Source organism: Cellulosimicrobium sp. TH-20 (assembly GCF_002105775.1).
Taxonomy (GTDB): Bacteria; Actinomycetota; Actinomycetes; order Actinomycetales; family Cellulomonadaceae; genus Cellulosimicrobium; species Cellulosimicrobium funkei.
In genome coordinates this window covers 3,850,155-3,874,661 of record NZ_CP020857.1, presented here as the reverse complement: position 1 = coordinate 3,874,661, position 24,507 = coordinate 3,850,155, and the positions used below count along the sequence as shown (strand labels likewise).

At 75.4% G+C, this 24,507-nt stretch carries 23 protein-coding genes; 11 read left to right on the top strand and 12 right to left on the bottom strand.

The window, feature by feature from the left end:
* The first annotated feature begins 42 nt into the window (after positions 1 to 42).
* Positions 43 to 849, top strand: a complete 807-nt coding sequence (locus B8281_RS20130) for a hypothetical protein (RefSeq protein WP_369824908.1) — start codon at positions 43 to 45, stop codon at positions 847 to 849.
* Between the two features lie 147 nt (positions 850 to 996).
* Here the strand turns inward: B8281_RS20130 and B8281_RS17265 are convergent, their stop codons facing one another.
* On the bottom strand, positions 997 to 1,629 hold the full coding sequence (locus B8281_RS17265) for a hypothetical protein (RefSeq protein ID WP_085388373.1): 633 nt from the start codon (positions 1,627 to 1,629) through the stop codon (positions 997 to 999).
* Positions 1,629 to 3,410 (bottom strand): PspC domain-containing protein, encoded by a 1,782-nt coding sequence (locus B8281_RS20050; protein ID WP_157446668.1) that lies wholly within the window; start codon positions 3,408 to 3,410, stop codon positions 1,629 to 1,631. Before B8281_RS20050 ends, B8281_RS17265 begins: the two co-directional genes overlap by 1 nt.
* Positions 3,411 to 3,547: 137 nt before the next feature.
* On the opposite strand from B8281_RS20050, the gene B8281_RS17255 reads away from it, so the two are divergent.
* Positions 3,548 to 4,909: an ATP-binding protein gene (locus B8281_RS17255; protein ID WP_085388371.1), complete on the top strand. Its 1,362-nt coding sequence runs from the start codon at positions 3,548 to 3,550 to the stop codon at positions 4,907 to 4,909.
* 77 nt (positions 4,910 to 4,986) lie between these two features.
* Complete coding sequence (locus B8281_RS17250) at positions 4,987 to 5,604, top strand: response regulator transcription factor (protein ID WP_085951388.1); 618 nt, start codon at positions 4,987 to 4,989, stop codon at positions 5,602 to 5,604.
* Between the two features lie 16 nt (positions 5,605 to 5,620).
* Here B8281_RS17250 and cobA read toward each other — a convergent pair whose 3' ends face one another.
* Genes cobA through B8281_RS17225 form a run of 5 tightly spaced genes read right to left on the bottom strand, consistent with a single transcriptional unit; the run spans position 5,621 to position 12,084 of the window.
* Positions 5,621 to 7,018, bottom strand: a complete 1,398-nt coding sequence (cobA, locus tag B8281_RS17245) for a uroporphyrinogen-III C-methyltransferase (protein WP_085388370.1) — start codon at positions 7,016 to 7,018, stop codon at positions 5,621 to 5,623.
* Between the two features lie 20 nt (positions 7,019 to 7,038).
* Complete coding sequence (locus tag B8281_RS17240; protein WP_085388369.1) at positions 7,039 to 8,427, bottom strand: sulfate adenylyltransferase subunit 1; 1,389 nt, start codon at positions 8,425 to 8,427, stop codon at positions 7,039 to 7,041.
* Positions 8,427 to 9,422, bottom strand: coding sequence for a sulfate adenylyltransferase subunit CysD (gene cysD / locus B8281_RS17235; protein ID WP_085388368.1), 996 nt, complete (start codon positions 9,420 to 9,422; stop codon positions 8,427 to 8,429). The genes B8281_RS17240 and cysD overlap by 1 nt, the downstream gene beginning before the upstream one ends.
* An 8-nt stretch (positions 9,423 to 9,430) precedes the next feature.
* The gene (locus tag B8281_RS17230) at positions 9,431 to 10,318 is read right to left on the bottom strand and encodes a phosphoadenylyl-sulfate reductase (protein WP_085388367.1); all 888 of its coding nucleotides are present in this window, start codon (positions 10,316 to 10,318) and stop codon (positions 9,431 to 9,433) included.
* Positions 10,315 to 12,084, bottom strand: a complete 1,770-nt coding sequence (locus tag B8281_RS17225; RefSeq protein ID WP_043655373.1) for a nitrite/sulfite reductase — start codon at positions 12,082 to 12,084, stop codon at positions 10,315 to 10,317. The genes B8281_RS17230 and B8281_RS17225 overlap by 4 nt, the downstream gene beginning before the upstream one ends.
* Before the next feature lie 412 nt (positions 12,085 to 12,496).
* Here B8281_RS17225 and B8281_RS17220 point away from each other — a divergent pair, with 412 nt between their 5' ends.
* The 5 genes from B8281_RS17220 to pcrA all read left to right on the top strand — a co-directional run bounded on the left by B8281_RS17220 (position 12,497) and on the right by pcrA (position 17,607).
* Complete coding sequence (locus B8281_RS17220) at positions 12,497 to 12,859, top strand: hypothetical protein (protein ID WP_085388366.1); 363 nt, start codon at positions 12,497 to 12,499, stop codon at positions 12,857 to 12,859.
* A 100-nt stretch (positions 12,860 to 12,959) separates the two neighbouring features.
* Entirely contained in the window at positions 12,960 to 13,520 is a 561-nt protein-coding gene (locus B8281_RS17215) for a PadR family transcriptional regulator (protein WP_034653349.1), read from the top strand.
* The gene (locus tag B8281_RS17210; RefSeq protein WP_085388365.1) at positions 13,517 to 14,275 is read left to right on the top strand and encodes an alpha/beta fold hydrolase; all 759 of its coding nucleotides are present in this window, start codon (positions 13,517 to 13,519) and stop codon (positions 14,273 to 14,275) included. Before B8281_RS17215 ends, B8281_RS17210 begins: the two co-directional genes overlap by 4 nt.
* Positions 14,276 to 14,302: 27 nt before the next feature.
* Positions 14,303 to 14,785, top strand: coding sequence for a DUF456 domain-containing protein (locus B8281_RS17205; protein ID WP_034653344.1), 483 nt, complete (start codon positions 14,303 to 14,305; stop codon positions 14,783 to 14,785).
* A gap of 68 nt (positions 14,786 to 14,853) precedes the next feature.
* The gene (pcrA, locus tag B8281_RS17200; RefSeq protein ID WP_085388364.1) at positions 14,854 to 17,607 is read left to right on the top strand and encodes a DNA helicase PcrA; all 2,754 of its coding nucleotides are present in this window, start codon (positions 14,854 to 14,856) and stop codon (positions 17,605 to 17,607) included.
* 87 nt (positions 17,608 to 17,694) lie between these two features.
* On the opposite strand, the gene B8281_RS17195 is transcribed toward pcrA, so the two are convergent.
* The 3 genes from B8281_RS17195 to B8281_RS17185 form a co-directional block, all read right to left on the bottom strand.
* Positions 17,695 to 18,408, bottom strand: coding sequence for a DUF6518 family protein (locus tag B8281_RS17195; protein WP_232322609.1), 714 nt, complete (start codon positions 18,406 to 18,408; stop codon positions 17,695 to 17,697).
* Between the two features lie 172 nt (positions 18,409 to 18,580).
* Positions 18,581 to 19,156 (bottom strand): Clp protease N-terminal domain-containing protein, encoded by a 576-nt coding sequence (locus tag B8281_RS17190; protein ID WP_034653342.1) that lies wholly within the window; start codon positions 19,154 to 19,156, stop codon positions 18,581 to 18,583.
* Position 19,157: 1 nt separating this feature from the next.
* Positions 19,158 to 19,379, bottom strand: a complete 222-nt coding sequence (locus tag B8281_RS17185) for a helix-turn-helix domain-containing protein (protein WP_034653339.1) — start codon at positions 19,377 to 19,379, stop codon at positions 19,158 to 19,160.
* Positions 19,380 to 19,588: 209 nt separating this feature from the next.
* Here B8281_RS17185 and sucC point away from each other — a divergent pair, with 209 nt between their 5' ends.
* From sucC to B8281_RS17170, 3 genes are all read left to right on the top strand, one after another.
* Positions 19,589 to 20,758, top strand: coding sequence for an ADP-forming succinate--CoA ligase subunit beta (sucC, locus tag B8281_RS17180; protein ID WP_021482339.1), 1,170 nt, complete (start codon positions 19,589 to 19,591; stop codon positions 20,756 to 20,758).
* A gap of 37 nt (positions 20,759 to 20,795) precedes the next feature.
* A complete protein-coding gene (sucD, locus tag B8281_RS17175) occupies positions 20,796 to 21,686 on the top strand; it encodes a succinate--CoA ligase subunit alpha (protein WP_021482340.1) in 891 nt (296 codons plus the stop codon).
* A gap of 166 nt (positions 21,687 to 21,852) precedes the next feature.
* Positions 21,853 to 23,103, top strand: a complete 1,251-nt coding sequence (locus tag B8281_RS17170; RefSeq protein WP_085388832.1) for a DUF6350 family protein — start codon at positions 21,853 to 21,855, stop codon at positions 23,101 to 23,103.
* A gap of 65 nt (positions 23,104 to 23,168) precedes the next feature.
* Here the strand turns inward: B8281_RS17170 and B8281_RS17165 are convergent, their stop codons facing one another.
* Both B8281_RS17165 and B8281_RS20045 read right to left on the bottom strand, forming a co-directional pair.
* A complete protein-coding gene (locus tag B8281_RS17165) occupies positions 23,169 to 23,759 on the bottom strand; it encodes a hypothetical protein (RefSeq protein ID WP_085388363.1) in 591 nt (196 codons plus the stop codon).
* Positions 23,760 to 23,811: 52 nt separating this feature from the next.
* Entirely contained in the window at positions 23,812 to 24,423 is a 612-nt protein-coding gene (locus B8281_RS20045) for a hypothetical protein (protein WP_061266880.1), read from the bottom strand.
* Positions 24,424 to 24,507 lie beyond the last annotated feature (84 nt).

The following is a 24,507-nucleotide window of genomic DNA, read 5'->3' as shown; positions in this document are numbered from 1 at the left end:
CGGGCGGTTGCAGGTGGGTCCTGACGAAGGGGAGAACGCGCCATGTCGAGCACCGTCACCGTCACACCGACGAAGGGGGCACGGGGCATCGGTCTCGTGTCGATCATCGCGGGCATCATCCTTCTCCTCGCGGGCATCGGCACATGGATCGTCGTGTCGAACCAGCTGTCCGCCGAGGAGATCACCGTCTCCGACGACGCGTCGTTCCTCGCGGGGCGCCACGTCAACGGGCCGCTCACCGCGTACGCGCAGGCCGAGGTCATCAACAAGCACGCGCTCGAGGCGAGCGGCGGCAAGACCTACGCCGAGCTCGGTCAGGACGACCCGACGCGCCAGACCGTCATGACGGCCTCGTTCCTGCGCGCGTCGTTGTTCACCTCCGTCGTCGCGTTCGGGGTGTGCGCGCTCGTCATCGGGCTGGGCATCCTGTTCATCCTCGTCGGGATCGCGCTGCGCCGGCTCGCGGGTGGGCCGAGCGTCGCCGTCGAGACCCCGGGCGGCTACTCGTCGTCGGGCGACCTGTCGGACGCCGGTCGGCACGCCGCGCCCGCGCACGCCGCGCCGGGGCACGTCGAGCCGTCGCCGACGGCGCCTCCCGTGCGTCCCGAGCCGACCTCCCCGGGCCGCCCCTCTGCGCTCTCGACCCCCGGCGCCGAGGCCCGCGCGGCCGCTCCCGGCACGACGGCGACGCCCGTCGAGCCGACCGGTGCCGCCGGCACGGGCACGCCGAGCGCACCGGGCTCCTCGCCCGCGGCCTCGTCCGACACCCCCACGACGACGACCGGGCCGACCACGCCCGAGCACCGGGCCGACGGCCCGACGCGGCGGGGCGACGAGCCGACCCCCTGACCGTCCCGGCAGCCCGTCCGGGCGCCGAGGACCCGCTCCCACCGGGTCGCACCGGGGAGAGCGTGCGGGGCGGCGTCGCTCGGGCACACCGAGGGCCGTGGCACGACGTGCCACGGCCCTCGGCGTGTCCGGAGGTCCCGGTGCGGCTCAGCCCCGGCGGCGTCGTGCCCCGGAGACGATCGACCCGACGACGAGCGTGACGCCCGCCGCGGCGAGCACGACGATCGTCGCGAGCCCCAAGTCGACGCGAGCACCGAGCGCGGCCGCGAGCACCACGACGGCGAAGGCGACGATGACGAAGCCCCACACGATCGTCGCGACGCGCGGGCCGCGCCGCGGGAGCGGGCCGGGGTCCGCGACCCCGCGCGCGCCGGGCGCCCCGCCCGTGGACGACGGGTCGGCGCCCGACGTCGTCGGGGCCGCGCCGTAGAGCGGCGCACCGACGGACGGCGCCCCGACGGGTGGTGCCCCGGCCGGCGGGGCACCCACGGGCGGCGTGTCGACGGACGGTCCGTCGACCGACAGCGGGTCGGTCGACGGCATGGCGGGCAGCGGCGTCGTGGCGCCGACGTCGGTCAGCGGTGCTGCGGCCGGGAGCGGGGTCGTCGCGCGGGCGTCGGCCGCGGGCGTCACGGCGGGGAGCGGGACCGTCGCGTCCGTCCCGGACGCCTCCCGGCGTCCCTGCTGCTGAGCCGGCTCGGGGTCCTGCGCGGGGGCGGGGTCGAACAGCTCGTCCCCGAGCGGCCGCGTGTCGTCGTCGCGGCGGTTCTCGTCGTTCATCAGTCCTCCTCGATCGTGACCTGGCCGGCGCCGACCTCGACCTGCAGCACGAGCAGCGGGTCGTCGCCCGCCTGAACCTCGTCGTTGTCGAACGTCACCGGCTGCGTGCTGACCCCGCCGATCTCCTGGCGGTCGCCGTCCACGTGCCAGCGCGCGTTGCCCGCGAGCACCTGGACCTCGGCGCGGACGGGGACGCCGTCGGGCACGACGACCGTCGCGTCGCCCGCGCCGAGCCGGACGGGGACCTCGACGGGCGAGCCGGCGGTCGCGTCGGACAGGTCCAGGTCGGACAGGTCGATGCGCGGGTCGCCGAACGACACGCCGAACCCCTGCTCGGCGACCTCGGGGTCGGTGATGCGGTGCGTGCCGTCGGTGACGGTCCGCACGGAGTCGTCGACGAACACGGTGAACGGGGTCGTGCGCCACGCCGAGGCGGGGAGCGCGACGACGAGCAGGACCACCGCGAGCCAGCCGAGGCCGCCGCTCGTCCGGCCCCGCAGACCGCTGACCACGATCGCGAGGCCCGCGAGGATCCCGCTGAGGCCCGCCCAGGTCAGGAACACCGGCCAGGGCAGCGCGCCCTGGCGGTCGAGCACGAGGAGCAGCGCCCCCAGGAGGAGGCTCAGCCCGACGACGACGCCGGTCGTCGTCGCACCCGGGCCGCGCGGGCGCGGGGGCTTCGGCGGGCGCGGGGCCCGCGCGGGCTGCGGCGGGAGCGGCGGCTGCGGCGCGCCGCCCTGCGGGGACGGGGCGTACGGCGCGTGCGGGGGGAGGGGCGCGGTCACGCCGGGCGCGGGGGCGGCGTACGGGCTCGCCTCCGCCGACCAGACCGCGTCGTCCTGCGTCCCCGTCGGCGCACCGCCCACGGGCGACCCGCCGGGGGTGCCGGACGTCGTCGGGCCGCCCGGGTACGCCGGGCCGCCCGGGTACGCGGGGCCGCTCGGGTACGCCGGGCCGGCGCTGCCCCACGGGGCGTCCGAGGGCGCGCCGCCCGCGGGGGCGCCGGGGGTCGCCGTCGGGCCGCCCGGGGCGTACGGGCCCTGCGCCGGACCGGCACCGCCCGGGCCGTGACCCGGACCACCCGGGCCGTGACCCGGACCGCCCGGACCGTGTCCCGGACCGCCCGGCCACGGCGGAGCCTGCGGAGGCGTGCCCTGGCCACCGCGGGGGCCGCGCTGCGTGAGCGCCGAGACAGCGACGACCGCGACGGTGGCGAAGGCCGCGACCCAGAACAGGCCGGTCAGCCAGCCCAGGTGGAGCGCGTCCCACCACGACCACCAGCCGCCGCCCCACGAGAACCCGACCACGACGAACGCCGCGGCGCCGAGCAGCGCGACGTCGACGTTGCCGCGGAACGCCTCCTGGAGGTGGATGCGACCGTCGCGGCGCTCGGGCAGCAGCGCCCACGCCGCGCCGTACAGGACGAGCCCGGCGCCGGAGAGGAAGAACGTCACGAACAGCAGGCCGCGCACGACCAGCGGGTCGATCCCGAACCGCTCCGCGACGCCGGACGCGACGCCGCCGATCCAGCGGTCGTCCGAGCGGTAGATGCCGACGCGGCGCACCGCGTCGAAGAAGCCGTCGGTGCCGCTCGGACGCCGGGGCGCCTCGCCCGGTGCGCCCGGGGGCGGGCCGGCGGGGCCGGCCCAGCCCGGTCCGCCGCCGTGGTCGGGGCCGCTCGGCCCCGGGGGGACGGTGCCCGGCTGCGCGCCGGGCGTCTCGGTGTCGCCGCCGGAGCTCCCGGGCTGGGCGCCGGGTCCGGGGAGGTCGGGAGTGCTCATGACCACCATGCTGGTGCGCCGGGGGGTGCCGCCGGTATCGGGTGCCACCCTGACCCGACCCTGAACCGTCCGGTGCCCGACCCTGGTTTCCCCGCCCGGGGGCGCTCGGGGCGTCCGCGCCGTGTGACGATCGGGGGGTGACGACAGCTGCCCGGCCCGGCGCCCGACCGCGCGACCTGCCGCTGCGCCGCCCCGAGCGCGGCCGGTGGGTGGGTGGCGTGTGCGCGGGCCTCGCGGCGCACCTCGGCGTCGGCGTCGGGGTCGTGCGCCTCGTCATGGCGCTCCTCGCGCTCGCGGGCGGCGCGGGCGTCGCGCTGTACGTGTTCTGGTGGCTCACCGTGCCGACCGGCGACCCGCTGGCCGCGCGCGACGAGCAGCGCCCCGCCTCCCTGTCCCGGCTCGCGCCGCGTCTCCAGGGGAGCGTGCGGCGCCTGCCCGTGCGCGACGTCGCGATCGGCGTCGTCCTGCTGGGCGGCGCGGCGCTGCTCGTGGCTCTGCGCACGGGTGTCGACGTCGAGGTCTCCTGGGTCATCCCGGTGCTCATCGCGCTCGCGGGCGCGGCGCTCGCGTGGAGCCAGCTCGACGCCGTCGAGCGGGGCCGGCTGCTCACGCGGGCGGGCGGGCGCACGCCCGCCGGGGTCGTGCGCATCGCGGGCGGCGTCGTGCTCGTGCTCGTCGGCATCGTGCTGCTGGTGGGGCAGGACGCGCGGCCCACCCAGGTCGTCCGGGCCGCCGTGGCCGCGGTCGCGGTGCTCGCGGGCGTCGCGATCGTCCTCGCCCCGTGGTGGCTGCGGCTGATGCGCGAGCTCGGCGACGAGCGCGCCGCCCGGGCGCGCGAGGCCGAGCGGGCCGACATCGCTGCGCACCTGCACGACTCCGTGCTCCAGACGCTCGCCCTCATCCGCGCCCGGTCCTCCGACGCCGACACGGTCGCGCGCCTCGCGCGGGCCCAGGAGCGCGAGCTGCGCGAGTGGCTCTACGACGACCGCCCCTCGCCGGGGACGTCGCTCGCCGCCGAGCTGCGCGCGCTCGTCGCGGAGGTCGAGGACGGGCGCGTGGGCCGCCGCGCCGAGCCGATCGGCGCGGCGCCCGGTGCGCCCGAGCCGGGGCCGGTCGTCGTGGACGTCGTCGTGGTGGGGGACTGTACCCCGACGCAGGAGACGGCGGCGCTCCTCCAGGCGACGCGCGAGGCGCTCGTCAACGCCGTCGCGCACGGCGGGCCGCCGTACTCCGTCTACCTCGAGGTGAGCGACGCCGCGGTCGAGGTGTTCGTCCGCGACCGGGGCGAGGGCTTCGACATGGACGACGTCGCCCCCGACCGGTTCGGGGTGCGCGAGTCGATCCTCGGGCGCGTGCAGCGCCGCGGGGGCAAGGCCGAGATCATCAGCCGGCCGGGGTGGGGCACCGAGGTACGGTTGCGCGTGCCGCGGGCCGTGTCGACGGACGTGCCGACGGACCCCGGCCCGGCGCGGACCGCACCGAGCGAGGAGACCCCGTGACGACCATCCCCAGCGCGACGCCCGACGGCGCACCCGCCACCGGGCCGGTGCCCGTGGTGCTCGTCGACGACCACCACATGTTCCGGGCCGGCGTGCGCGCGAGCCTCGACCCGGCGCTCGTCACGGTCGTGGGCGAGGCGGACGACGTGGGGTCGGCGGTCGCGCGCGTGCACGAGCTGCGGCCCCCGGTCGTGCTGCTCGACGTGCACCTGCCCGGCGGGAACGGCGGCGGGGGCGCGGAGGTCATCCAGCGCTGCGCCGACGTGCTGGGCGACGTGCGGTTCCTCGCGCTGTCCGTGTCCGACGCCGCGGAGGACGTCGTCGCGGTCATCCGCGCCGGCGCGCGCGGGTACGTGACGAAGGCGATCTCGGGGCCGGACCTGTCGGCCGCCGTCGGGCAGGTCGCGGGCGGCGACGCGGTGTTCTCGCCGCGGCTCGCGGGCTTCGTGCTCGACGCGTTCGGCACGGGCGCGGGCGACGTCGCCGTGCACGACGACGAGCTCGACCGGCTCTCCGCGCGCGAGCAGGAGGTCATGCGCCTCATCGCGCGCGGGTACACGTACCGCGAGGTCGCGTCGGAGCTGTTCATCTCGATCAAGACCGTCGAGACCCACGTCTCCGCGGTCCTGCGCAAGCTCCAGCTGTCGTCCCGTCACGAGCTCACCCGCTGGGCGGCCCAGCGCCGCCTCCTCTGAGCTGCGGCCCCCGCACTCAGCGCGGGGCAGGCGGGGTGCGGGACGGCCAGGCGGGGGAGAGGGTCACCACGTCGCCGACGACGGTCACGGCCGGGGGCCGAACTCCGGCCTCGCGGGCCCGCTCGGCGATGGTCGCGAGCGTCCCGACCGTCGTCCGCTGGCGCGGGCCGTAGCCGTCCTCGACGACCGCGACCGGCGTCTCGGGCGAGCGGCCCTGCGCGACGAGCGCCGCGGCCGTCTCCGCGAGGCGCGAGACACCCATGAGCAGGACGACCGTGTGGTCGTTCGCGGCGGGGACCTTCCCGACGTCCTCGTGCCCCGTGAGCACGGTGAACCCGCGCGACAGGCCCCGGTGCGTCACCGGGATGCCCGCGGCGGCGGGCACGGAGACGGCGCTCGTCACGCCGGGCACGACCTCCACCGGGACGCCGTGGGCGCGGCACGCGTCGAGCTCCTCGCCGCCCCGCCCGAACACGTACGGGTCGCCGCCCTTGAGCCGGACGACCCGCTTCCCCACGAGCGCGTGGTGCACGAGGATCCGGTTGATCTCGTCCTGCGGCACGGGGTGGTTGCCCGACGTCTTGCCGACGTCCACCACCACGACGTCGTCGCCGAGCTCGGCGAGCAGCGCGCGCGGCGCGAGCCGGTCGACCACGACGACGTCGGCCTCCGCGAGCACCCGGCGCCCGCGCACGGTGATCAGGCCCGCGTCGCCCGGCCCCCCGCCGACGAGGGCGACGGAGCCCACGGGCCGCACGAGCGGGGCCGTGACGGCCCCCGCGGCAGCGGCCTCGTGGCCGGCGTCGCCGGACCCCGCGACGACGGCGCGGGCCGGCCGCACCGCCCGCAGCGGCAGCTCGCTCGTATCGAGGAGCACCGCGACGGCGTCGCGCACGCGCTGGGCGCGGCGCGGGTCCCGGCCCGCGTTGACGGCCACCGTGACCTCGGCCTCCCCGGCCCCGGACGCGGCGCCCGGCACGAGCGTGCGCGCGACGGCCGGGACCCACGCGGTCGCGCGCTCGGCGTCGCCCGCGGTGACGCAGAAGACGCGGTCCGCCTCGGCGTCGGCCGCGACCTCGGCGTCGACGCGGGCGTCGCCCGTCGCGGTGTGGACGAGCCACGCGCCGTCGAGGTCGCCCGTGAGGTAGTCGCGCCGCACCCAGGAGAGCCGGGCGTCCCGCGCCGGGACGGCCGCCGGGGCGTGCGCCGCGTGACCGGCGGTCCCCGGGCCGTGGGCCGCGAGCAGCTCGGCGAGGTCCTCGCACACGTACGGCGCGACGACGGTCACGACCGCGCCCGCGTCGAGGAGGCCCCGCGTGCGGCGTGCGGCGACGGGGCCGCCGCCGACGACGACGACGCGGCGGCCGTCGAGGCGCAGGCCGAGGGGGTACGTCTCGTGGATGGGTGCGGTCACGGTGCCAGCCTAGGTGTCGTCTAGATCGCGTAGGAGCCGGGGCGTTCCGCCGGGCGGCGGGCGGCGGCGAGCGCGTCGCCGACCATGCCGGCGGCGAGCGTGCCGCCGTCCTGCGCGTCGACGAGCAGGAACGCGCCCGTGCGGCGCGCCACGACGTACTCCTCCGCCGCGACGGGCGACGCGAGCCGCAGCGTCACGCGGCCGATGTCGTTGAGCTCCAGGCGCTCGGCGGGCTCGAGCTCGGCCGTGTCCAGGTCGAGGCGCCCGACGACGTCGCGCACCACGGCCTGCACGGTGCGGGTCGTGTGCTTGAGCAGCACGCGCGCGCCGGGCAGGAGCGGACGGTCGCCCAGCCACGCCACCGTGCCCTCGACGTCCTGCGTGACGTCGGGGGCCTCGGCCGCGGACGCGAGGAGGTCGCCGCGCGCGACGTCCACGTCGTCGGCGAGCCGGATCGTCACCGACTGCGGGGCGAACGCCTCGGTGAGCTTCGCGCCGCTCGCGAGGGAGTCGGCGGTGTCGATCCCGACGACCGTCGTGCGGCGCCCGGAGGGCAGCACCACGACCTCGTCGCCGACCGTCACGACGCCCGACGCGACCTGCCCGGCGTACCCCCGGTAGTCGCGGTAGCGCTCGTCCGCCGCGGCCTGCGGGCGGATGACGACCTGGACGGGGAAGCGGAACGCCTCGGCCTCCGGGTCGTCGCCGGTCGGGAGCTCCTCGAGCAGCTCGAGCAGGCTCGGGCCGTCGTACCAGGGCGTGCGCGCGCTCGCCCGGTCCACGACGTTGTCGCCGACGAGCGCCGAGACGGGGATCGTGTGCACGTCGCCGACGCCGAGCGACGTCGCGGCCGCGCGGATGTCCGCCGCGAGCTCCGCGTAGCGCGCCTCGCTGTAGTCGACGAGGTCGATCTTGTTCACCGCGACGACGACGTGCGGCACGCGCAGCAGGCTCGCGACCGCGAGGTGGCGGCGCGTCTGCTCCAGCAGACCCTTGCGCGCGTCGATGAGCAGCACGACGACGTCCGCCGTCGACGCCCCCGTCACGGTGTTGCGCGTGTACTGCACGTGCCCGGGGCAGTCGGCGAGGATGAACGACCGGCGCGCGGTCGCGAAGTACCGGTACGCGACGTCGATCGTGATGCCCTGCTCGCGCTCGGCCCGCAGGCCGTCGGTGAGCAGCGCGAGGTCGGCGGTCTCCAGCCCGCGGTCGCGCGAGACGCGCTCGACCGCGTCGAGCTGGTCGGCGAGCACGGACTTCGAGTCGAACAGCAGGCGGCCCACGAGCGTGGACTTGCCGTCGTCGACGGAGCCCGCGGTCGCGAGGCGCAGGAGCGTGCCGCGGCGCGCGTCGTCGAGCGGGGGCGCCGCGTCGGCGGTGACGGTGCCGGTGGTGGTCTGGGTGCCCATCAGAAGTACCCCTCCTTCTTGCGGTCCTCCATGGCGGCCTCGGAGAGGCGGTCGTCGGCGCGGGTCGCGCCACGCTCGGTGATGCGCGTCGCGGCGACCTCGGCGATGACGTCCTCGACGCCCGCCGCGTCCGAGCGCACGGCGCCGGTGCACGACATGTCGCCGACCGTCCGGTAGCGCACGGTCTCCGTCCGCAGCGACGCGGTCTCGGCGTCCGTGCGGGGCGCGGAGTACGGCCCGACGGCGAGCAGCATCCCGTCGCGGTCGAACACCTCGCGCTCGTGCGCGTAGTAGAGCCCGGGGAGCTCGATGCGCTCGCGCGCGATGTAGCGCCACACGTCGAGCTCGGTCCAGTTCGACAGCGGGAACACGCGCACGTGCTCGCCCGGGCGGTGCCGCCCGTTGTAGAGGTTCCACAGCTCCGGGCGCTGGTTGCGCGGGTCCCACTGGCCGAACTCGTCGCGCAGGGAGAACACGCGCTCCTTGGCGCGCGCCTTCTCCTCGTCGCGACGCCCCCCGCCGAACACGGCGTCGAACCGGTGCCCCGAGATGGCGTCGAGCAGCGGCTGCGTCTGGAGCGGGTTGCGCGTGCCGTCGGCGCGCTCGCGCAGCCGGCCGTCGTCGATGTAGTCCTGCACGCGCGCCACCTCGAGGCGCAGGCCGAGCCGCTCGGCCGTCGCGTCGCGGTAGGCCAGGACCTCGGGGAAGTTGTGCCCGGTGTCGACGTGCAGCACGGGGAACGGCACCGGGCCGGGCGCGAACGCCTTGACCGCGAGGTGCAGCATCACCACGGAGTCCTTGCCGCCGCTGAACAGCAGGACCGGTCGCTCGAACTCGGCGACGACCTCCCGCACGATGTGGATGCCCTCGCTCTCGAGCGCGTCGAGCTGGGCGAGGCGGCGCCCGCCGGGGAGCGCCGCGGCCGGGGTCGTGCCCGCGGCGGCGGAGGCGCCGGGGGAGCCCGGCGCGTCGGTCGTCAGGTCGATGGTCGTCATGCCCGTCCTCATACGTGGAGTCCGCACTCTGTCTTGTCGAGCCCCGCCCAGCGGCCGGCCCTCGGGTCCTCGCCCGGCGCGACGCGCCGGGTGCACGGCTGGCAGCCGATCGACGGGTAGCCGTCGTGGAGCAGGGGGTTGAGCACCACCTGGTGCCGCGCCGCGTACGCGAGCAGGTCGTCGAACGACCACGCCGCGAGCGGGTTGATCTTCACGAGCCCGTTCTTCTCGTCGAACGTGACGAGCGGCGTGCCGGTCCGCGTCGGCGCCTCGTCGCGGCGCACGCCCGTGACCCACACCTCGTAGCCCGCGAGCGTGCGGTGCAGCGGCTCGACCTTGCGCAGCTGGCAGCACAGCGCCGGGTCGCGACCGAACAGGTCCTTGCCGTGCGCCGCGTCCTGCTGGGCGACCGTGAGCGCGGGCCTGACGTCGACGATCGTCACGTCCAGCTGCTGCTCGACGGCGTCGCGCGTCCCGACGGTCTCGGCGAAGTGGTAGCCCGTGTCGAGGAACAGCACGTCGACCCACGGGATCTGCGCCGCGACGACGTGGGGGAGCACCGCGTCGGCCATGGAGCACGCGACCGCGACGGACGTCCCGAACTCGCGCGCCGCCCAGGCGACGACCTCGTCGGCGGTCGCCTCCGGGCGCGTGGCGCCCTCGACGCCGGGCGTGCCCACGCCGTGCAGCAGCTCGGCGCCGCGCCGCGCGATCTCGCGCAGCTCGTCGGTCGAGCGCTTCTCCCGGCCCTGCGCGGCCTGCCGCGCACGCTCCGCGTGGTGCGCGGCCTTCGCCTCCTCGCGCTGCTCCGTCCGGGCTCGCGCCGCGGCGCGCAGCGCCGCGAGCGGGTCGGTGCCCGCGGGTGCAGCGGTCCCGCCGGTCAGGTCCGCGGTCATCGGAGCGCCTCCTCGTCCGCGCGGTGCGCCCACTCGGCGAACGTCTCGGAGCCGTCCTTGTCGCTCTCGTAGCGCCGGACGACGCGCTCGACGTAGTCGGTGAGGTCGTCCGCGGTCACCTTCAGCCCGCGGACGGTCCGGCCCATGCCCGCGACCTCGCGGTCGTCGGAGGCCAGCCCGCCGCCCAGGTGGACCTGGAAGCCGGGGACCTGCTGGCCGTCGTCGTCCATGACGAGCTGGCCCTTGAGGCCGATGTCCGCCGTCTGGATGCGCGCGCACGAGTTGGGGCAGCCGTTGACGTGCAGGGAGAGCGGCTTCATCTGGGACAGGTCCCCGAGCCGCTGCTCGAGCTCGTCGATCGTCGCGGTCGCGGTGTCCTTGGTGTCGACGATCGCGAGCTTGCAGTACTCGATGCCGGTGCACGCGATCGTGCTGCGCCGGAACGGGCTCGGCCGGGCGTCGAGGCCGTTCTCCTTGAGCGTCGACACGACGTGCTCGACGTGCTCGTCCGGCACGTCGAGGACGAGGAGCTTCTGGTGCGGGGTGAGGCGCACGCGGTGCGACCCGACCGACTCCGCGAGGTCGGCGACGTTCGCGAGGATCGTGCCGGACACGCGTCCGACGTACGGCGCGGCCCCGACGTAGTTGAGCCCGTCCTTCTGCTTGTGCACGCCCACGTGGTCGCCGGGGACGGACGGCTTGGGCGCCGGGGGGCCGTCGGGCAGCGCGTACCCGAGGTACTCGGTCTCGAGGACCTCGCGGAACCTCTCCGGACCCCAGTCGGCGAGCAGGAACTTCAGGCGTGCCTTGTTGCGCAGCCGGCGGTAGCCGTAGTCGCGGAAGATCTGCACGACGCCGTGCCACACGTCGGGCACCTGCTCCTCGGTGACGAACGCCCCCAGGCGCTCCCCGAGACGCGGGTTCGCGGACAGCCCGCCGCCGACCCACAGGTCGAACCCGACACCCAGCTCGGGGTGGCGGTGCGCCACGAACGCGACGTCGTTGATCTCGTGGACGACGTCCTGGCTCGGGTGGCCGGTGAGCGCCGTCTTGAACTTGCGGGGCAGGTTCGCGAGCTCGGGGACGCCGATGTACTTCTCGGTGATTCCCGCGACGGCCGGGCCGATGTCGATGAGCTCGTCGGCGGCGATGCCCGCGACCGGGCTGCCGAGCACGACGCGCGGGACGTCCCCGCACGCCTCGGTCGTCTGCAGCCCGACGGACTCCAGGCGGCGCCAGATCTCGGGGACGTCCTCGACCTCGACCCAGTGGAGCTGGATGTTCTGGCGGTCGGTGATGTCCGCGCTGTCGCGGGCGAACTCCGTCGAGATGCCCGCGACGACGCGCAGCTGCTCGGTCGTGAGCGCCCCGCCGTCGATGCGGACCCGGAGCATGAAGTACCGGTCCTCGAGCTCGTGCGGCTCGAGCGTCGCGGTCCGGCCGCCGTCGATCCCGGGCTTGCGCTGCGTGTACAGGCCCCACCAGCGGAAGCGTCCGTGGAGGTCGTCGCCGGGGATGGAGTCGAAGCCGTCGCGCGCGTAGATCGTCTCGATGCGCTCGCGGACGGACAGGCCGCCGTCCTCCTGCTTCCACTTCTCGTTCGCGTTGAGCGGCTCGGTGCCGTCGACCTTCCACTGCCCGTTCGGTCGTGCGGCGCGCGCGGGGCGGTCTCCCGGCGTCCGGGCCGGGCGCTCGGCGGTCCGCGGCGGACGGGCGGGAGGAGTGCTGCCGTCCGTGGCCTCGGGCGCAGTCGGTGCCTGCGTCATCGGGGTTCCTCGTGTCCTCGTCGGGGGCGGGGACGCGCGACGGCGAGCGCTCAGCGAGGGTGCTGCGAGTGGCTGAGGACCGACGGCGCGCGCCGGTTCTCAGGGGTTCTCGGGAAGAGAGGCGAGCGATGGCTCGCGCTGAGTCGGGCGCGGTTCAGCGACAACAGCTCAGACACGTGTGCGCGCACGCCGGCGTCCCGTGACCGGAGGTCACGAGGAGGGTGCGGGCAGCCGTGGTCATGCCGAGAACAGTAGCCGCGGTCCGGACGCGTGGACAGCCCCGGTCCGCATGGTGGGAAACCGGAAATAGTAGACCGATTCAGTCTGCTTTGTCGAGCGGTCTGGATCACCCGGGCGCATCTCACCTTGTGCAAAGTTTCACGACAGGGTCGTCAGCAAATACCATGGAGGCATGGAGTTCCTCTACAACGTCTTCGTCGCGCTGCACTTCATCGGGTGGGCCATCGTGCTCGGTGGCTACCTCGCGTCCCTGCGCTCGCCGGGCCTGTACAAGGGCGTCTTCCACGGGGCGCTCACCGCGCTCGTCGCAGGGGTCGTCATGGTTGGCATCAAGGAGATGGGTGACTTCGGGCGAGAGCTCGACATGGCCAAGATCGGCGTCAAGCTGGTCGTCGCCCTCGTCGTCGCCGTCCTCGCGTTCGTCGCCAAGCGGCAGGGGGCCAAGTCCTCCGACGGCGCCGTGGCGCCGGGCCTCAAGCACGCCATCGGCGGCCTGACCCTCGTCAACATCCTCGTCGCCGTGTTCTGGAACTGACCGCACCACCGGCACCCGGCCCGTCGACGCTCCGCGTCGGCGGGCCGTCGTCGTCTCGGGAAGCGTTGACCGGGATCTAGGTGCATGGTCCACTAGTCGCATGGTCCTTCGATACCTCGTGCTTGGGCTCCTCACGGTCCGGCCCATGACCGGCTACGACCTCAAGCGCGCGTTCGACACCTCCGTGCACCATTTCTGGGCTGCGGACCGCTCGCAGCTCTACCGCACGCTCGCGGCCCTCGTCGACGCGGGCCTCGCCGAGGTGGAGGTCGTGCCGCAGGAGAGCTACCCCGACCGCAAGGTCCACACGATCACCGCCGCGGGCCGCGCGGCGCTCCGCGACTGGCTCGCCGCGCCGCTCGAGCCGGAGGACGCGCGCGAGCCCTTCCTCGGGCGGTTGTTCTTCGCCGACCAGCTCGACGACGCAGGCGTCCGGGAGCTCCTCGCGTCCCGCCGCGCGCAGGCGGAGGAGGCGGTCGCGGCGCTCACCGCCGAGCAGGAGCGCGTCGCCGCCGTCCTCGCCGACGGCGGTCCCGACGCCGACCGCGTCCGCGGCACCCGCGGGCTCGCCCTGCGCCTCGCCACGCTCCGCCACGGCCTCGCGCACGCCCGGACCGAGCTCGCCTGGCTCGACGAGACCGAGCGCGAGGTGCTCGCGTGAGCGCGCCGGACGCCGTCACCGTCGTCCTGCTGCACGGCGGCAACGTCGCGTCGTGGATGTGGGAGCCGCAGGTCGAGCACCTCGCCGACCTCGACGTCCGGACGCCGGACCTGCCCGGCTTCGGGTCCCGCGCGGCCGAGGACGTCGTGTCGCTCGACGCCACCGCCGACGACGTGGCTGCCCTCGTCGCTGCGCTGCCCGCGGACCGGGCCGTGCACCTCGTCGGGCTGTCGTACGGCGGGATCGTCGCCCTCCGGGTCGCGGCACGGCACCCCGGGCTCGTGCGCTCCGTCCTCGCGTCCGGCGCGGCGGTCGACGGCGTGCCCGGGCTCGCCGGCGCCGTCGGGCGCGCGCAGCTCAGGGTGTGGGACCGGCGCTGGTACTGGGAGGCGCAGGCGCGAGCCTTCCGCCTCCCTGCCGACGCGCGCGACCTCTTCGTCCGGTCCGGCCTCGCGATCCGCCGCGACAACATGGCCCGCACGCTGCGCGACGTCTACGGCGGCTGCTGGCCGACGGGCCTCGAGGCGTCGGGCGCGCGCGTCCTCGCCGTCGCGGGCTCGCGCGACGTGCGCGCCGCGCGCTCCGCGCTCGCGACGATCGCCCGCCGGGTGCCGGACGCCGTCGTCCGCCTGGCGCCCGGCATGCACCACCAGTGGAGCGCGGAGGACCCCGACCTGTTCAGCGCGATGATCCGCTCGTGGGTGGTCGACGGCGTCGCGCACCCCCGGCTGGTCCCGCCCGCGGGGCGTGCGTAGCGCGCCGGACGTGCGAGGGTTTCCCCCGTGAGCGTCGGTGGAGAGGTCCTCGTCGGGCTGGCGATCCTGGTCGGGCTGATCGGGATCGTCGTGCAGATCCTGCCCGGGAACGTGCTCGTGCTCGGGGCGATCCTCGTGTGGGCGATCGTCACGGGCGGCACGGCCGCCTGGGTCGTCTTCGCGGTCGCGGCCGTGCTCGTCGTCGCCGCCGAGGTGTCCCAGTACGTCCTCGCGGGTCGACACATGCGCCGGGCGGACGTCCCGTGGTCGACGCTCGTGTGGGGCGGGATCGCGGGCGTCGTCGGGTTCTTCGTCATCCCGGTGGTCGGGCTCTTCATCGGGTTCGTGCTCGCCGTGTTCCTCGCCGAGCTCGTGCGCCGCCGCGACCGGCGCGCCGCCTGGCGCGCGACGGTCGCCGCGATGCAGGCGACCGGCATCACGATCCTCGTCCAGCTCCTCGGCGGGCTGCTCGCCGCCGCGACGTGGGGCATCGGGCTCACGTTCACCTGACGCCTGCCGGTGGACGCGGCGGCCGGGCGGTGCCGGGTGTGGGCGCGGGCGCCTAGGCTGGAGGGGCTATGGCTTCGCTCTTCGAGAACCTCCCGCTGCCCGGCCTCGACACGCTGTTCGACGGCCCGCGCGTCGACCACGGCGGCGAGTCCCGCCTCCCGCGGACCGCCCCGCGCTGGACCGACGACCCGGCCGTGCCCGACGGCGCGGGGTCGCCCGCTGCGGACGGCGCGCCGGGGACGACCGGCGGTGCGCCGTCGGGCGAGCGCCGCGGCCGGTACGCCCACCTCGACCCCGACGCGCTGCTCGACGGGCTCAACCCGCAGCAGCGCGAGGCCGTCGTGCACGCGGGCGGGCCGCTGCTCATCGTCGCGGGCGCCGGGTCGGGCAAGACGCGCGTGCTGACGCACCGCATCGCGCACCTGCTCGCCACGGGCCGGGCGCGCGCGGGCCAGATCCTCGCGATCACGTTCACCAACAAGGCCGCGGCCGAGATGCGCGAGCGCGTCGAGGCGCTCGTCGGGCCGTCGGCGCGGAACATGTGGGTCTCCACGTTCCACTCGGCGTGCGTGCGCATCCTGCGGCGCGAGGCGAAGACGCTCGGCCTGCGGTCGAGCTTCTCGATCTACGACGCCGCGGACTCCCAGCGGCTCATCACCCTCGTCACGCGCGAGCTCGACCTGGACCCGAAGAAGTACCCGGCCCGGTCGCTCGCCAACAAGATCTCGGACCTCAAGAACGAGCTCATCGACCCCGAGACCTACGCGCGCGACTCCGGCGCCCACGCGACGGACGACGGCCTCGCGGCGCGGGCCGGTCAGCACGGCGCGAACGTGCCCGAGTTCGACCAGGTGCTCGCCGACGTCTACACGCGCTACCAGGCCCGTCTCGTCGCGGCCAGCGCGCTCGACTTCGACGACATCATCATGACCACGGTGAACCTGCTCCAGGCGTTCCCCGCGGTCGCCGAGCACTACCGCCGCCGGTTCCGCCACGTGCTCGTCGACGAGTACCAGGACACCAACCACGCGCAGTACGTGCTCGTGCGCGAGCTCGCGGGCGTGGGCGAGGACTCCGCGGCGACCGACGCGGCGACGAGCGGCACGGGCGAGGCGCAGGTCCCGGCGCTCGACCCGGCCGAGCTCACCGTCGTCGGCGACGCCGATCAGTCGATCTACGCGTTCCGCGGCGCGACGATCCGCAACATCCTCGAGTTCGAGGCCGACTACCCGGACGCCCGGACCATCCTGCTCGAGCAGAACTACCGCTCGACCCAGAACATCCTCTCGGCCGCCAACGCCGTCATCTCGCGCAACCCCGACCGCAAGCCCAAGCGCCTGTGGACGGACTCGGGTGCGGGCGCGAAGGTCATCGGCTACGTCGCGGACAACGAGCACGAGGAGGCGCGGTTCGTCGCGGAGGAGATCGACCGCCTCGGCGACACCGAGGGCGTGCGCCCCGGCGACGTCGCGGTCTTCTACCGCACGAACGCGCAGTCCCGGGCGCTGGAGGAGGTGCTCATCCGCGTCGGCCTGCCGTACAAGGTCGTCGGGGGCACGCGCTTCTACGAGCGGCGCGAGGTCAAGGACGCCGTGGCGTACCTGCGCGCGATCGACAACCTCGACGACGACGTCAACCTGCGCCGCGTCCTCAACGTGCCCAAGCGCGGTCTCGGCGACCGCGCCGAGGGTGCCGTCGCGGCGCTCGCGGACCGCGAGCGCATCTCGTTCGGCGCGGCGCTCGCCCGCATCGACGAGATCCCCGGCCTGACGAACCGCACGCTCAACCCGCTGCGCGCCTTCGCGGAGCTCATGACGGGGCTGCGCGAGCTCGCGGACTCCGGCGCGAGCCCGTCCGAGATCCTCGGCGCCGTCCTCGACCGCACGGGCTACCTCGCCGAGCTGCGCGCGAGCGACGACCCGCAGGACGCGACGCGCGTCGAGAACCTCGCCGAGCTGCACGCCGTCGCGACGGAGTTCAGCGAGCTCGACCCCGAGGGCACGCTGTCAGACTTCCTCGAGCGCGTCTCGCTCGTCGCCGACGCGGACCAGATCCCCGCGGACGACGGCGCCGACGAGGAGGACGAGGGCGAGGAGAAGGAGGACCCGGGCGTCGTCACGCTCATGACCCTGCACACCGCGAAGGGTCTCGAGTTCCCCGTCGTCTTCCTCACCGGCATGGAGGACGGCACGTTCCCGCACATGCGGTCCCTGCACGACGACGCCGAGCTCGCCGAGGAGCGCCGCCTCGCCTACGTGGGCATCACCCGCGCGCGCGAGCGGCTCTACGTGTCGCGGTCCGCGGTGCGCTCCGCGTGGGGCATGGCGAACGAGTTCCCGCCGAGCCGGTTCCTCGAGGAGATCCCCGAGGAGCTGTGGGACTGGCGGCGGCGCGAGTCGTCGATGGCGACGCTGCGCGCGGGCGGGTCCGTCTGGGGTCGCGGGTCGGGCTCGTGGTCCGGTTCGCGTTCCGGATTCGGGTCGGGGGCGCGGACAGGCGCCGACGACGACGGGTCTACCATCCGCGGCCCTCGTTCCTCGGGCCGCTCCCGCCAGACCCGCCACGACCCGTCGTCGTCGGCCCCTGCCCGCGCCGCGTTCGGCTCGCCTTCCGGCGGGGCGAAGTTCGGTTCGGCGACGCCGCGGGCCGACGGGGACGTGCCGAACCTCGCCGTCGGCGACAAGGTCACGCACGACGCGTACGGGCTCGGGACGGTCGTCTCGCTCGAGGGCGCGGGGCCGAACGCCGTCGCGAAGATCGACTTCGGAGCGGACGGCACCAAGCGGCTGCTGCTGCGGTACTCGCCCGTCACCAAGCTCTGACGCACCACGCTCCGACGCACCACGCGCCACGCACAGGGCGCTCGACCAGCCGGTCGAGCGCCCTGTGCGCGTAGGACGTCTGCCGCGTCAGCCGATCGCGCCGAGCGCGCGGTAGGCGAGGACGAACGCCGTCGCGACGACGGCGGTGCCTCCCGCGGCGACGACCACCGGGACGGGGCCGCGCAGACGCCGGGTCAGCATCGCGGCGAGCAGGACGAGCGACGCGAGTCCGATCACGACCCAGTACGTGGCGCCCGTCGTCTCGACGACCGTGGTGAGCCCGTACACCGACTCGCCGAGGCCGATGCCCGCGAGCACCGCCGTGCCGAGAGCCGCGCGCACCCCTGCCCGCCACAGCCACGCCGCCGCGACCCCGACGAACGGGCCGACGACGAGACCGACCACCCCGAACAGCGTCGGGTCGTAGAAGAACCCGCGCAGGTCGGCGGCGACCGTGTACCCGAGGGTGAGCAGCACGAAGCTCGCCGCGCCCAGCACGGCGGCGTGCCAGGTCCGGGTCCGCGCGTCGCGCGCGGCCCAGGCGACGAGGAGCGCGGTGAGCAGGGTCCAGCCGCTCGCCGAGTTCGCGAAGGGGGCTGCGGCGTCGGGCAGGAAGCCCTGGGCGAAGGACGTGAGGCCGCCGAGCAGGAAGCTCGCGGCGAGCACGACGGCGCCCCGCGCCCACGGCTGTCCACCGGGCGCCGGGGCGCCGGCGTGGCGGCCCGGCGCGGAGCGCGTGCGGAGGGCGGGGGCGTCGGAGCGGGAGTCCGAGCGGTGGGGGAGCGCAGTCTGGTCGGGCACACCCCGACGGTAGGTGCGCCGGGCGCCCCGGGGCGTCAGCCCGTCGTCGGGCACGGGCGCGCGCCCGGTCCTCCCGTGGCACGACGACCGAGCCCGAGGAGCCTGCCGTGACGCTGCCGTCGGCCGCTCGCCCGCCCCTGGCCCGACCGCGACGTGCGGCGCGGCGTGCCGGTCAGGACGCCGCGCGGTGCCGGGTCGAGAGCGCGGCGCGCAGGCCGGCGTCGTCCGACCCGGCGGCCGTGAGCGCGCCGGTGAGCGCCCGGTGCGCCGTCGAGCCCGTGCTGCGCGCGACGGCCGCGAGGACGTGGCCCGAGTCGATCACGCGCGAAGCGTCGTGCACGGCCTCGCGGAGCGAGAGCTCGAGCACCTTCTTCGCCTCGGGGGTGAACGGGATGTGCGCGCGGCCTCGGCGGCGCCCGCGGCCCCGCGCGTCGTCCGCTGCCCGGTCGAGCGCGCCAGGGCCGAACGCGGCGTCCGTGCGGGCCCGGACCTGGTCCAGGTCGATCCCGAGCGCCGCGAGCGCGGGGCCGTCGAGCGGGTCGAGCCCGCCGGCGGCGTCGACCTCGCGCTCGAGGTCGGCCGGACTCACGCCGACCGCACCGAGCGCGGCCGCCCCGGCGCCGCCCTCCTGCCGGGCGAGCGACAGGAGCAGGTGCACCCCGTCGATGGTGTCGTCGCCGCGCTCCCGCGCGACCTCCTGGGCGCCGACCACGGTCTCCCGGGCGTCGGCGGCGAAGCGTTCGAACATGTCACGACCTCCTCGTGGTGCGGGACGCGCCGTACTTCTTGTGCACGGCCTGACGCGTGACGCCGAGCCGGTCGGCGATCTCCTGCCAGGACCAGCCGAGCGCCCGGGCGTGCTCGACCTGGAGCGCCTCGAGGCGCTCGGCCAGCACGCGCAGCGACCGCACGGCCCGCAGCCCGACGTCCGGGTCGGTGCTGCTCGCGGCGTCCATGTCGACGGGTTCCATGTGTGTCAATCTAGGTTGACGCTCGCCGTGATGTCAACAGTGGTTGACGCCCGCCGTACGGGGTGACGAAGGGAACACCGGTCCGCGAGCCGCCGCAGCGGCCCCGGATAGGCGCGCCCCGGAGCGGGGGCTACCCTGTACGGGGATGTCTTGATGTCGAGACATCGGTCATGCCGCACACGGCGCATCAGACGGAAGGACGCAGCAGGGTGGACCTGTTCGAATACCAGGCGCGTGACATCTTCGAGAAGCACGGCGTGCCCGTGCTGGGCGGGGTCGTCGCGACGACGCCCGAGGAGGCCCGCGCGGGAGCCGAGAAGCTCGGCGGGGGCACCGTGGTCGTCAAGGCCCAGGTGAAGACCGGCGGCCGCGGCAAGGCCGGCGGCGTGAAGCTCGCCCACTCGCCCGAGGAGGCCGCCGAGAAGGCGTCCGAGATCCTCGGCATGGACATCAAGGGCCACACCGTCCACCGCGTGATGGTGGCGCAGGGTGCCAAGATTGCCGAGGAGTTCTACTTCTCGGTGCTGCTGGACCGCTCGAACCGCAACTACCTCGCCATGTGCTCCGTCGAGGGCGGCATGGAGATCGAGCAGCTCGCCGTCGAGCGCCCCGAGGCGCTCGCCAAGGTCGCCGTCGACCCGATCGTGGGCATCGACGAGGCGAAGGCGCGCGAGATCGTCGACGCCGCGGGCTTCGCCGAGGAGCTCAAGGCGCCGGTCGCCGACGTCATCCGCTCGCTGTGGACCGTGTTCACGGCCGAGGACGCGACGCTCGTCGAGGTGAACCCGCTCGTCCGCACGGAGGACGGCTCGATCATCGCGCTCGACGGCAAGGTCACGCTGGACGACAACGCGTCGGAGGTCCGTCACCCGGACCACGAGGCGCTGGAGGACAAGGAGTCGACCGATCCGCTCGAGGCCAAGGCCAAGGAGAACGGCCTCAACTACGTCAAGCTCGACGGCGAGGTCGGCATCATCGGCAACGGTGCCGGGCTCGTCATGAGCACGCTCGACGTCGTCGCGTACGCGGGCGAGGAGCACGGCGGCGTCAAGCCGGCCAACTTCCTCGACATCGGCGGCGGCGCGAACGCGCAGGTCATGGCGAACGGTCTCGACGTGATCCTCAACGACCCGCAGGTCAAGTCGGTCTTCGTCAACGTCTTCGGTGGCATCACCGCGTGCGACGAGGTCGCGAAGGGCATCGTGGGCGCGCTCGAGATCCTCGGCGACGAGGCGACCAAGCCGCTCGTCGTGCGCCTCGACGGCAACAACGTGGAGCTCGGCCGCGCGATCCTGCGCGAGGCGAACCACCCGCTCGTGACCCTCGCCGAGACCATGGACGGCGGTGCCGCCAAGGCGGCCGAGCTGGCCAACGCCTGATCGCCCGTAGACGCGGAAAGCTGAGACAGAGAACACCATGTCGATCTACCTGAACTCCGACTCCAAGATCATCGTCCAGGGCATCACCGGCGGGATGGGTGCCAAGCACACCGCCCTCATGCTCGACTCGGGCGCGCAGATCGTCGGCGGCGTCAACGCCCGCAAGGCCGGCACGACCGTCACGCACAAGGACCACGAGGGCAACGACGTCACGCTGCCGGTGTTCGGCACCGTCGCCGAGGCGATGGCCGAGACGGGCGCGAACGTGTCCGTCCTGTTCGTCCCGCCGGCGTTCACCAAGGACGCCGCGATCGAGGCGATCGACGCCGAGATGCCGCTCATCGTCGTCATCACCGAGGGCGTGCCCGTCCAGGACACGGCCGAGGTCTGGGCCTACCTGCAGGGCAAGGGCACGCGCATGATCGGCCCGAACTGCCCCGGCATCATCACGCCGGGCGAGTCGCTCGCCGGCATCACCCCGCACACCATCACGGGCAAGGGCCCGGTCGGTCTCGTGTCGAAGTCGGGCACGCTGACCTACCAGATGATGTACGAGCTCAAGGACCTCGGCTTCTCGACCGCCATCGGCATCGGCGGCGACCCGATCGTCGGCACCACGCACATCGACGCGCTCGAGGCGTTCGAGAACGACCCCGAGACCAAGGCGATCGTCATGATCGGCGAGATCGGCGGCGACGCCGAGGAGCGCGCCGCGGCGTACATCAAGGAGCACGTGACGAAGCCGGTCGTCGGCTACGTCGCGGGCTTCACCGCCCCCGAGGGCAAGACGATGGGCCACGCCGGCGCCATCGTCTCCGGCTCCGCGGGCACCGCCCAGGCGAAGAAGGAGGCCCTGGAGGCCGTCGGCGTCAAGGTCGGCAAGACGCCGTCCGAGACCGCCGCGCTCCTGCGCGAGGTCCTCGCCTGACCCCTGGCTCCGTCGGGCCGCACGGCCCGCTGCCACGCCGTACGACGCCCCGCGACCGGTCCGCCGGTCGCGGGGCGTCGTCGTCCCCGGGGCCGGTGGCGCCGGTAGTCTGGCGCGCCGGGGCGAATGCCCCGAACCGACCTCTCGATCGACGACGATGGGCACCATGAGCACCACCAGCACGACTCGCGGTGCGCGCACGCGCACCGTGGAAGGCAGCCCGGCACCCGCACCCGTCGGGGTGCGCCGTGCACCGTCCGGCGTGCTCGCCGCGCTCCAGGCGCTCACCCTGTCGCTCGCCGTCGTCGTGCTCCCGGGCGTCGTCGCGTTCCTGGCGTCCTCGACCGGGGCGTCCGAGGGGACGGGCTGGGGGCAGTCGGTCACCGTCGCGGCCGGCTTCTGGCTCCTCGGCCACGGCGTCCCGCTCGTCGCGAGCGGCACGACGGTCACGCTCGTCCCGCTCGGTCTTACCGCCCTCGCGCTCTTCTGCTGCTTCGCGTCGGCACGCCGCTCGGCGCACACCGCGGTCTCCGCCTGGGTGGCCGGCACCGTCACGTACGCGCTCGCGACGCTCGGCGTCGCCCTGCTCGCCGGCTCGACGCCGCCCTGGGGCCTCGGGGTCGCTGTCGTCGGGGGAGCCGTCGTCGGAGGGCTCGGGCTCGGCGGCGGGATCCTCGCGCGCCCGGACGCGCCGTTCGTCGCCGACCTCGCCGGGCGCCTCGACCGGGTCGTGCCGCCGACGGTGCGGCTCGGGCTGCGGGGCGGTCTGCTCGGCACGAGCCTGCTCGCCGGGGCGTCCGCCGCGGTCGTGTGCGCGTGGCTCGTCGCGGGCCGCGCGACGTCGGGCGACATCGTCGCCGGGCTCGTGCCAGGGACCGTCGGGGGGATCGTCCTCGCGCTCGGCCAGCTCGCCGTGCTGCCCAACCTCGTGGCGTGGGCCGGGGCGTGGCTCGTCGGCCCCGGGTTCGCCGTGGGCGAGGGGAGCACGTTCGCGCCCGCCGGGTCGGAGCCGGGTGCGCTGCCCGCGATCCCGCTCCTCGGGGCGCTGCCCGGCGACGACTGGACCAACGCCCTCACGCCCTGGGTGCCGGCCGGCGTCGTCGCGCTCGGCGTCGTCGCGGGCGTGTTCGTCTGGCGGCGCCTGCGCGACGTGACGGGCACCCACCCGGACGACGTCGTCCCCTGGTCCGCCGTCGTCCTCGCGCTCGCCGGCGTCGCGCTCGCGTCCGGCCTGCTCGTCGGGCTCGTGAGCTGGCTCGCCGGGGGAGCGGTGGGCCCCGGCCGGCTCGAGGTCGTGGGCGCGGACGCGCTCGTCGTCGGCGCGCTCGCCGCGGCCGAGATCGGCGGTGGCGCCGCGCTCGCCGTCCTGTGGTCCCGGCTCGAGGTCCTGGGCCGGCACCACCGCGACGCCGGCTGACCCGCGGAGGCGACACGGCGGGTAGGGCCGGGCCCGGTCCTGCCGGGTGTCGTCGTCCGCGGCGGTCAGCCCGTGGGCGGGGTGCGCGGCGGGCTCGCGTCGAGGCCGACGACGGACGCCGGGACCGCGCACCCGGGAGACGCGGCGAGGTCCATCCTCGTCACCGCCGACCAGCCGTCCTCGGTGAGCGGGAGCTCGAACGGGGCGTCCTCGCCGGCCGCGGTGCTCGCCGCCCAGGCCGCGAGCCCGTCCGCGAGGGCCGACCAGTCCTCGGCCCAGGACCGTGCCGGCCGGTCGGCGTCGAGGACGTCCGCGGGCAGCGCGCCGACGGCGGCGGCGAGCGCACGGGCACCCTGGGCGACGTCGAGCGCGGCGGCGGCGCGTCCCTCGGGAGACGTCGCTGCGGCGAGCATCACGCCGGCCTCCTGGACGCGCGCACAGGGATCCGCCGCCACGGTCAGGACCCGGTCGTCCTCGACGAGCTCGGGCGCGTCGTGCGCCGCGAGCGGCACGACCACCGCGACGACGCCCGCCACCAGGGCGGCCGCGACGGGGACGGCGAGCCACCACCAGCGCGACCCCGCGCGACGCAGCCCTTCCCGCGGCACGGGCGGGAGCGGCGGGGGAGCCTCGGGCGGCGTCGTCGGCGCGGTCACGCGCTCACCCTAGGGGCGCGACGTCACGAACCCGTGACGGAGCCTCGACGCGTCAGGAGGACGCGGGGGCGGGGGTCGGGAACCAGCGGGCGAACTTCTCCTCGAGCGCGTGGGTGCGCTCGACGTCGCAGCGCTTCTCGGCCGAGACGGTGATCGCGCCGTCGAGGCACTGCTGGTGCGCGAGCGCGACGTCCCACGTGACGAGCGTCGAGACCATCTGGAGCGCGAGCATGGCCGAGAGCCCGACGCCGATCCCGAGGGCCGGGACGAGCGCGCCGCGCACGCGGGCCCGCCAGACGGCCAGCAGCGCCCGGATGCCCACGACGATCGCGCCGAGCGCGAGCGCGAGGCTCACGGCCTGCCACGGGAACGGCATGGTGCTCACGACGATGACGGCGAGCAGGAGCAGGCCGAAGTGCAGGGTGCGTCGCGTCGCCTGCCGGGCGAGCTCCGGGTCGGGCTCCGCGGGCTCGGGCGGCGCGGGGCGCCGGTGACCCGGCCCGGCCTGCTGGTCCGGGCGCGCGGGGGCCGGGGGGATCGGCGCGGGGGCGGGGCCCGGTGCGGGCGCCGGCGCGTCCGGACGCGCTCCGTCCTCCGGCTGCGCGGGCTCGGGTCGAGGCTGCTGCGGCGCGTCGGGACGGGGCGGTGCGTACGGGTTGCCCACGGGCAGCTCCTCGGTCGGTCGGGCGGCTCGCGGTACATTCTCCCATCGGAGGCTGCGTGCCCCGACGGGTGTCCCACCGGCCCG

What these genes read in the sequence shown, in the direction of transcription:
- B8281_RS20130 (WP_369824908.1), top strand. Translation starts at nt 43, where the DNA reads ATGTCGAGCACCGTCACCGTCACACCGACGAAGGGGGCACGGGGCATC.
- B8281_RS17265 (WP_085388373.1), bottom strand. Translation starts at nt 1,629, where the DNA reads ATGAACGACGAGAACCGCCGCGACGACGACACGCGGCCGCTCGGGGAC.
- B8281_RS20050 (WP_157446668.1), bottom strand. Translation starts at nt 3,410, where the DNA reads ATGAGCACTCCCGACCTCCCCGGACCCGGCGCCCAGCCCGGGAGCTCC.
- B8281_RS17250 (WP_085951388.1), top strand. Translation starts at nt 4,987, where the DNA reads ATGTTCCGGGCCGGCGTGCGCGCGAGCCTCGACCCGGCGCTCGTCACG.
- B8281_RS17240 (WP_085388369.1), bottom strand. Translation starts at nt 8,427, where the DNA reads ATGGGCACCCAGACCACCACCGGCACCGTCACCGCCGACGCGGCGCCC.
- cysD (WP_085388368.1), bottom strand. Translation starts at nt 9,422, where the DNA reads ATGACGACCATCGACCTGACGACCGACGCGCCGGGCTCCCCCGGCGCC.
- B8281_RS17230 (WP_085388367.1), bottom strand. Translation starts at nt 10,318, where the DNA reads ATGACCGCGGACCTGACCGGCGGGACCGCTGCACCCGCGGGCACCGAC.
- B8281_RS17225 (WP_043655373.1), bottom strand. Translation starts at nt 12,084, where the DNA reads ATGACGCAGGCACCGACTGCGCCCGAGGCCACGGACGGCAGCACTCCT.
- B8281_RS17220 (WP_085388366.1), top strand. Translation starts at nt 12,497, where the DNA reads ATGGAGTTCCTCTACAACGTCTTCGTCGCGCTGCACTTCATCGGGTGG.
- B8281_RS17215 (WP_034653349.1), top strand. Translation starts at nt 12,960, where the DNA reads ATGGTCCTTCGATACCTCGTGCTTGGGCTCCTCACGGTCCGGCCCATG.
- pcrA (WP_085388364.1), top strand. Translation starts at nt 14,854, where the DNA reads ATGGCTTCGCTCTTCGAGAACCTCCCGCTGCCCGGCCTCGACACGCTG.
- B8281_RS17190 (WP_034653342.1), bottom strand. Translation starts at nt 19,156, where the DNA reads ATGTTCGAACGCTTCGCCGCCGACGCCCGGGAGACCGTGGTCGGCGCC.
- B8281_RS17185 (WP_034653339.1), bottom strand. Translation starts at nt 19,379, where the DNA reads ATGGAACCCGTCGACATGGACGCCGCGAGCAGCACCGACCCGGACGTC.
- sucD (WP_021482340.1), top strand. Translation starts at nt 20,796, where the DNA reads ATGTCGATCTACCTGAACTCCGACTCCAAGATCATCGTCCAGGGCATC.
- B8281_RS17170 (WP_085388832.1), top strand. Translation starts at nt 21,853, where the DNA reads ATGAGCACCACCAGCACGACTCGCGGTGCGCGCACGCGCACCGTGGAA.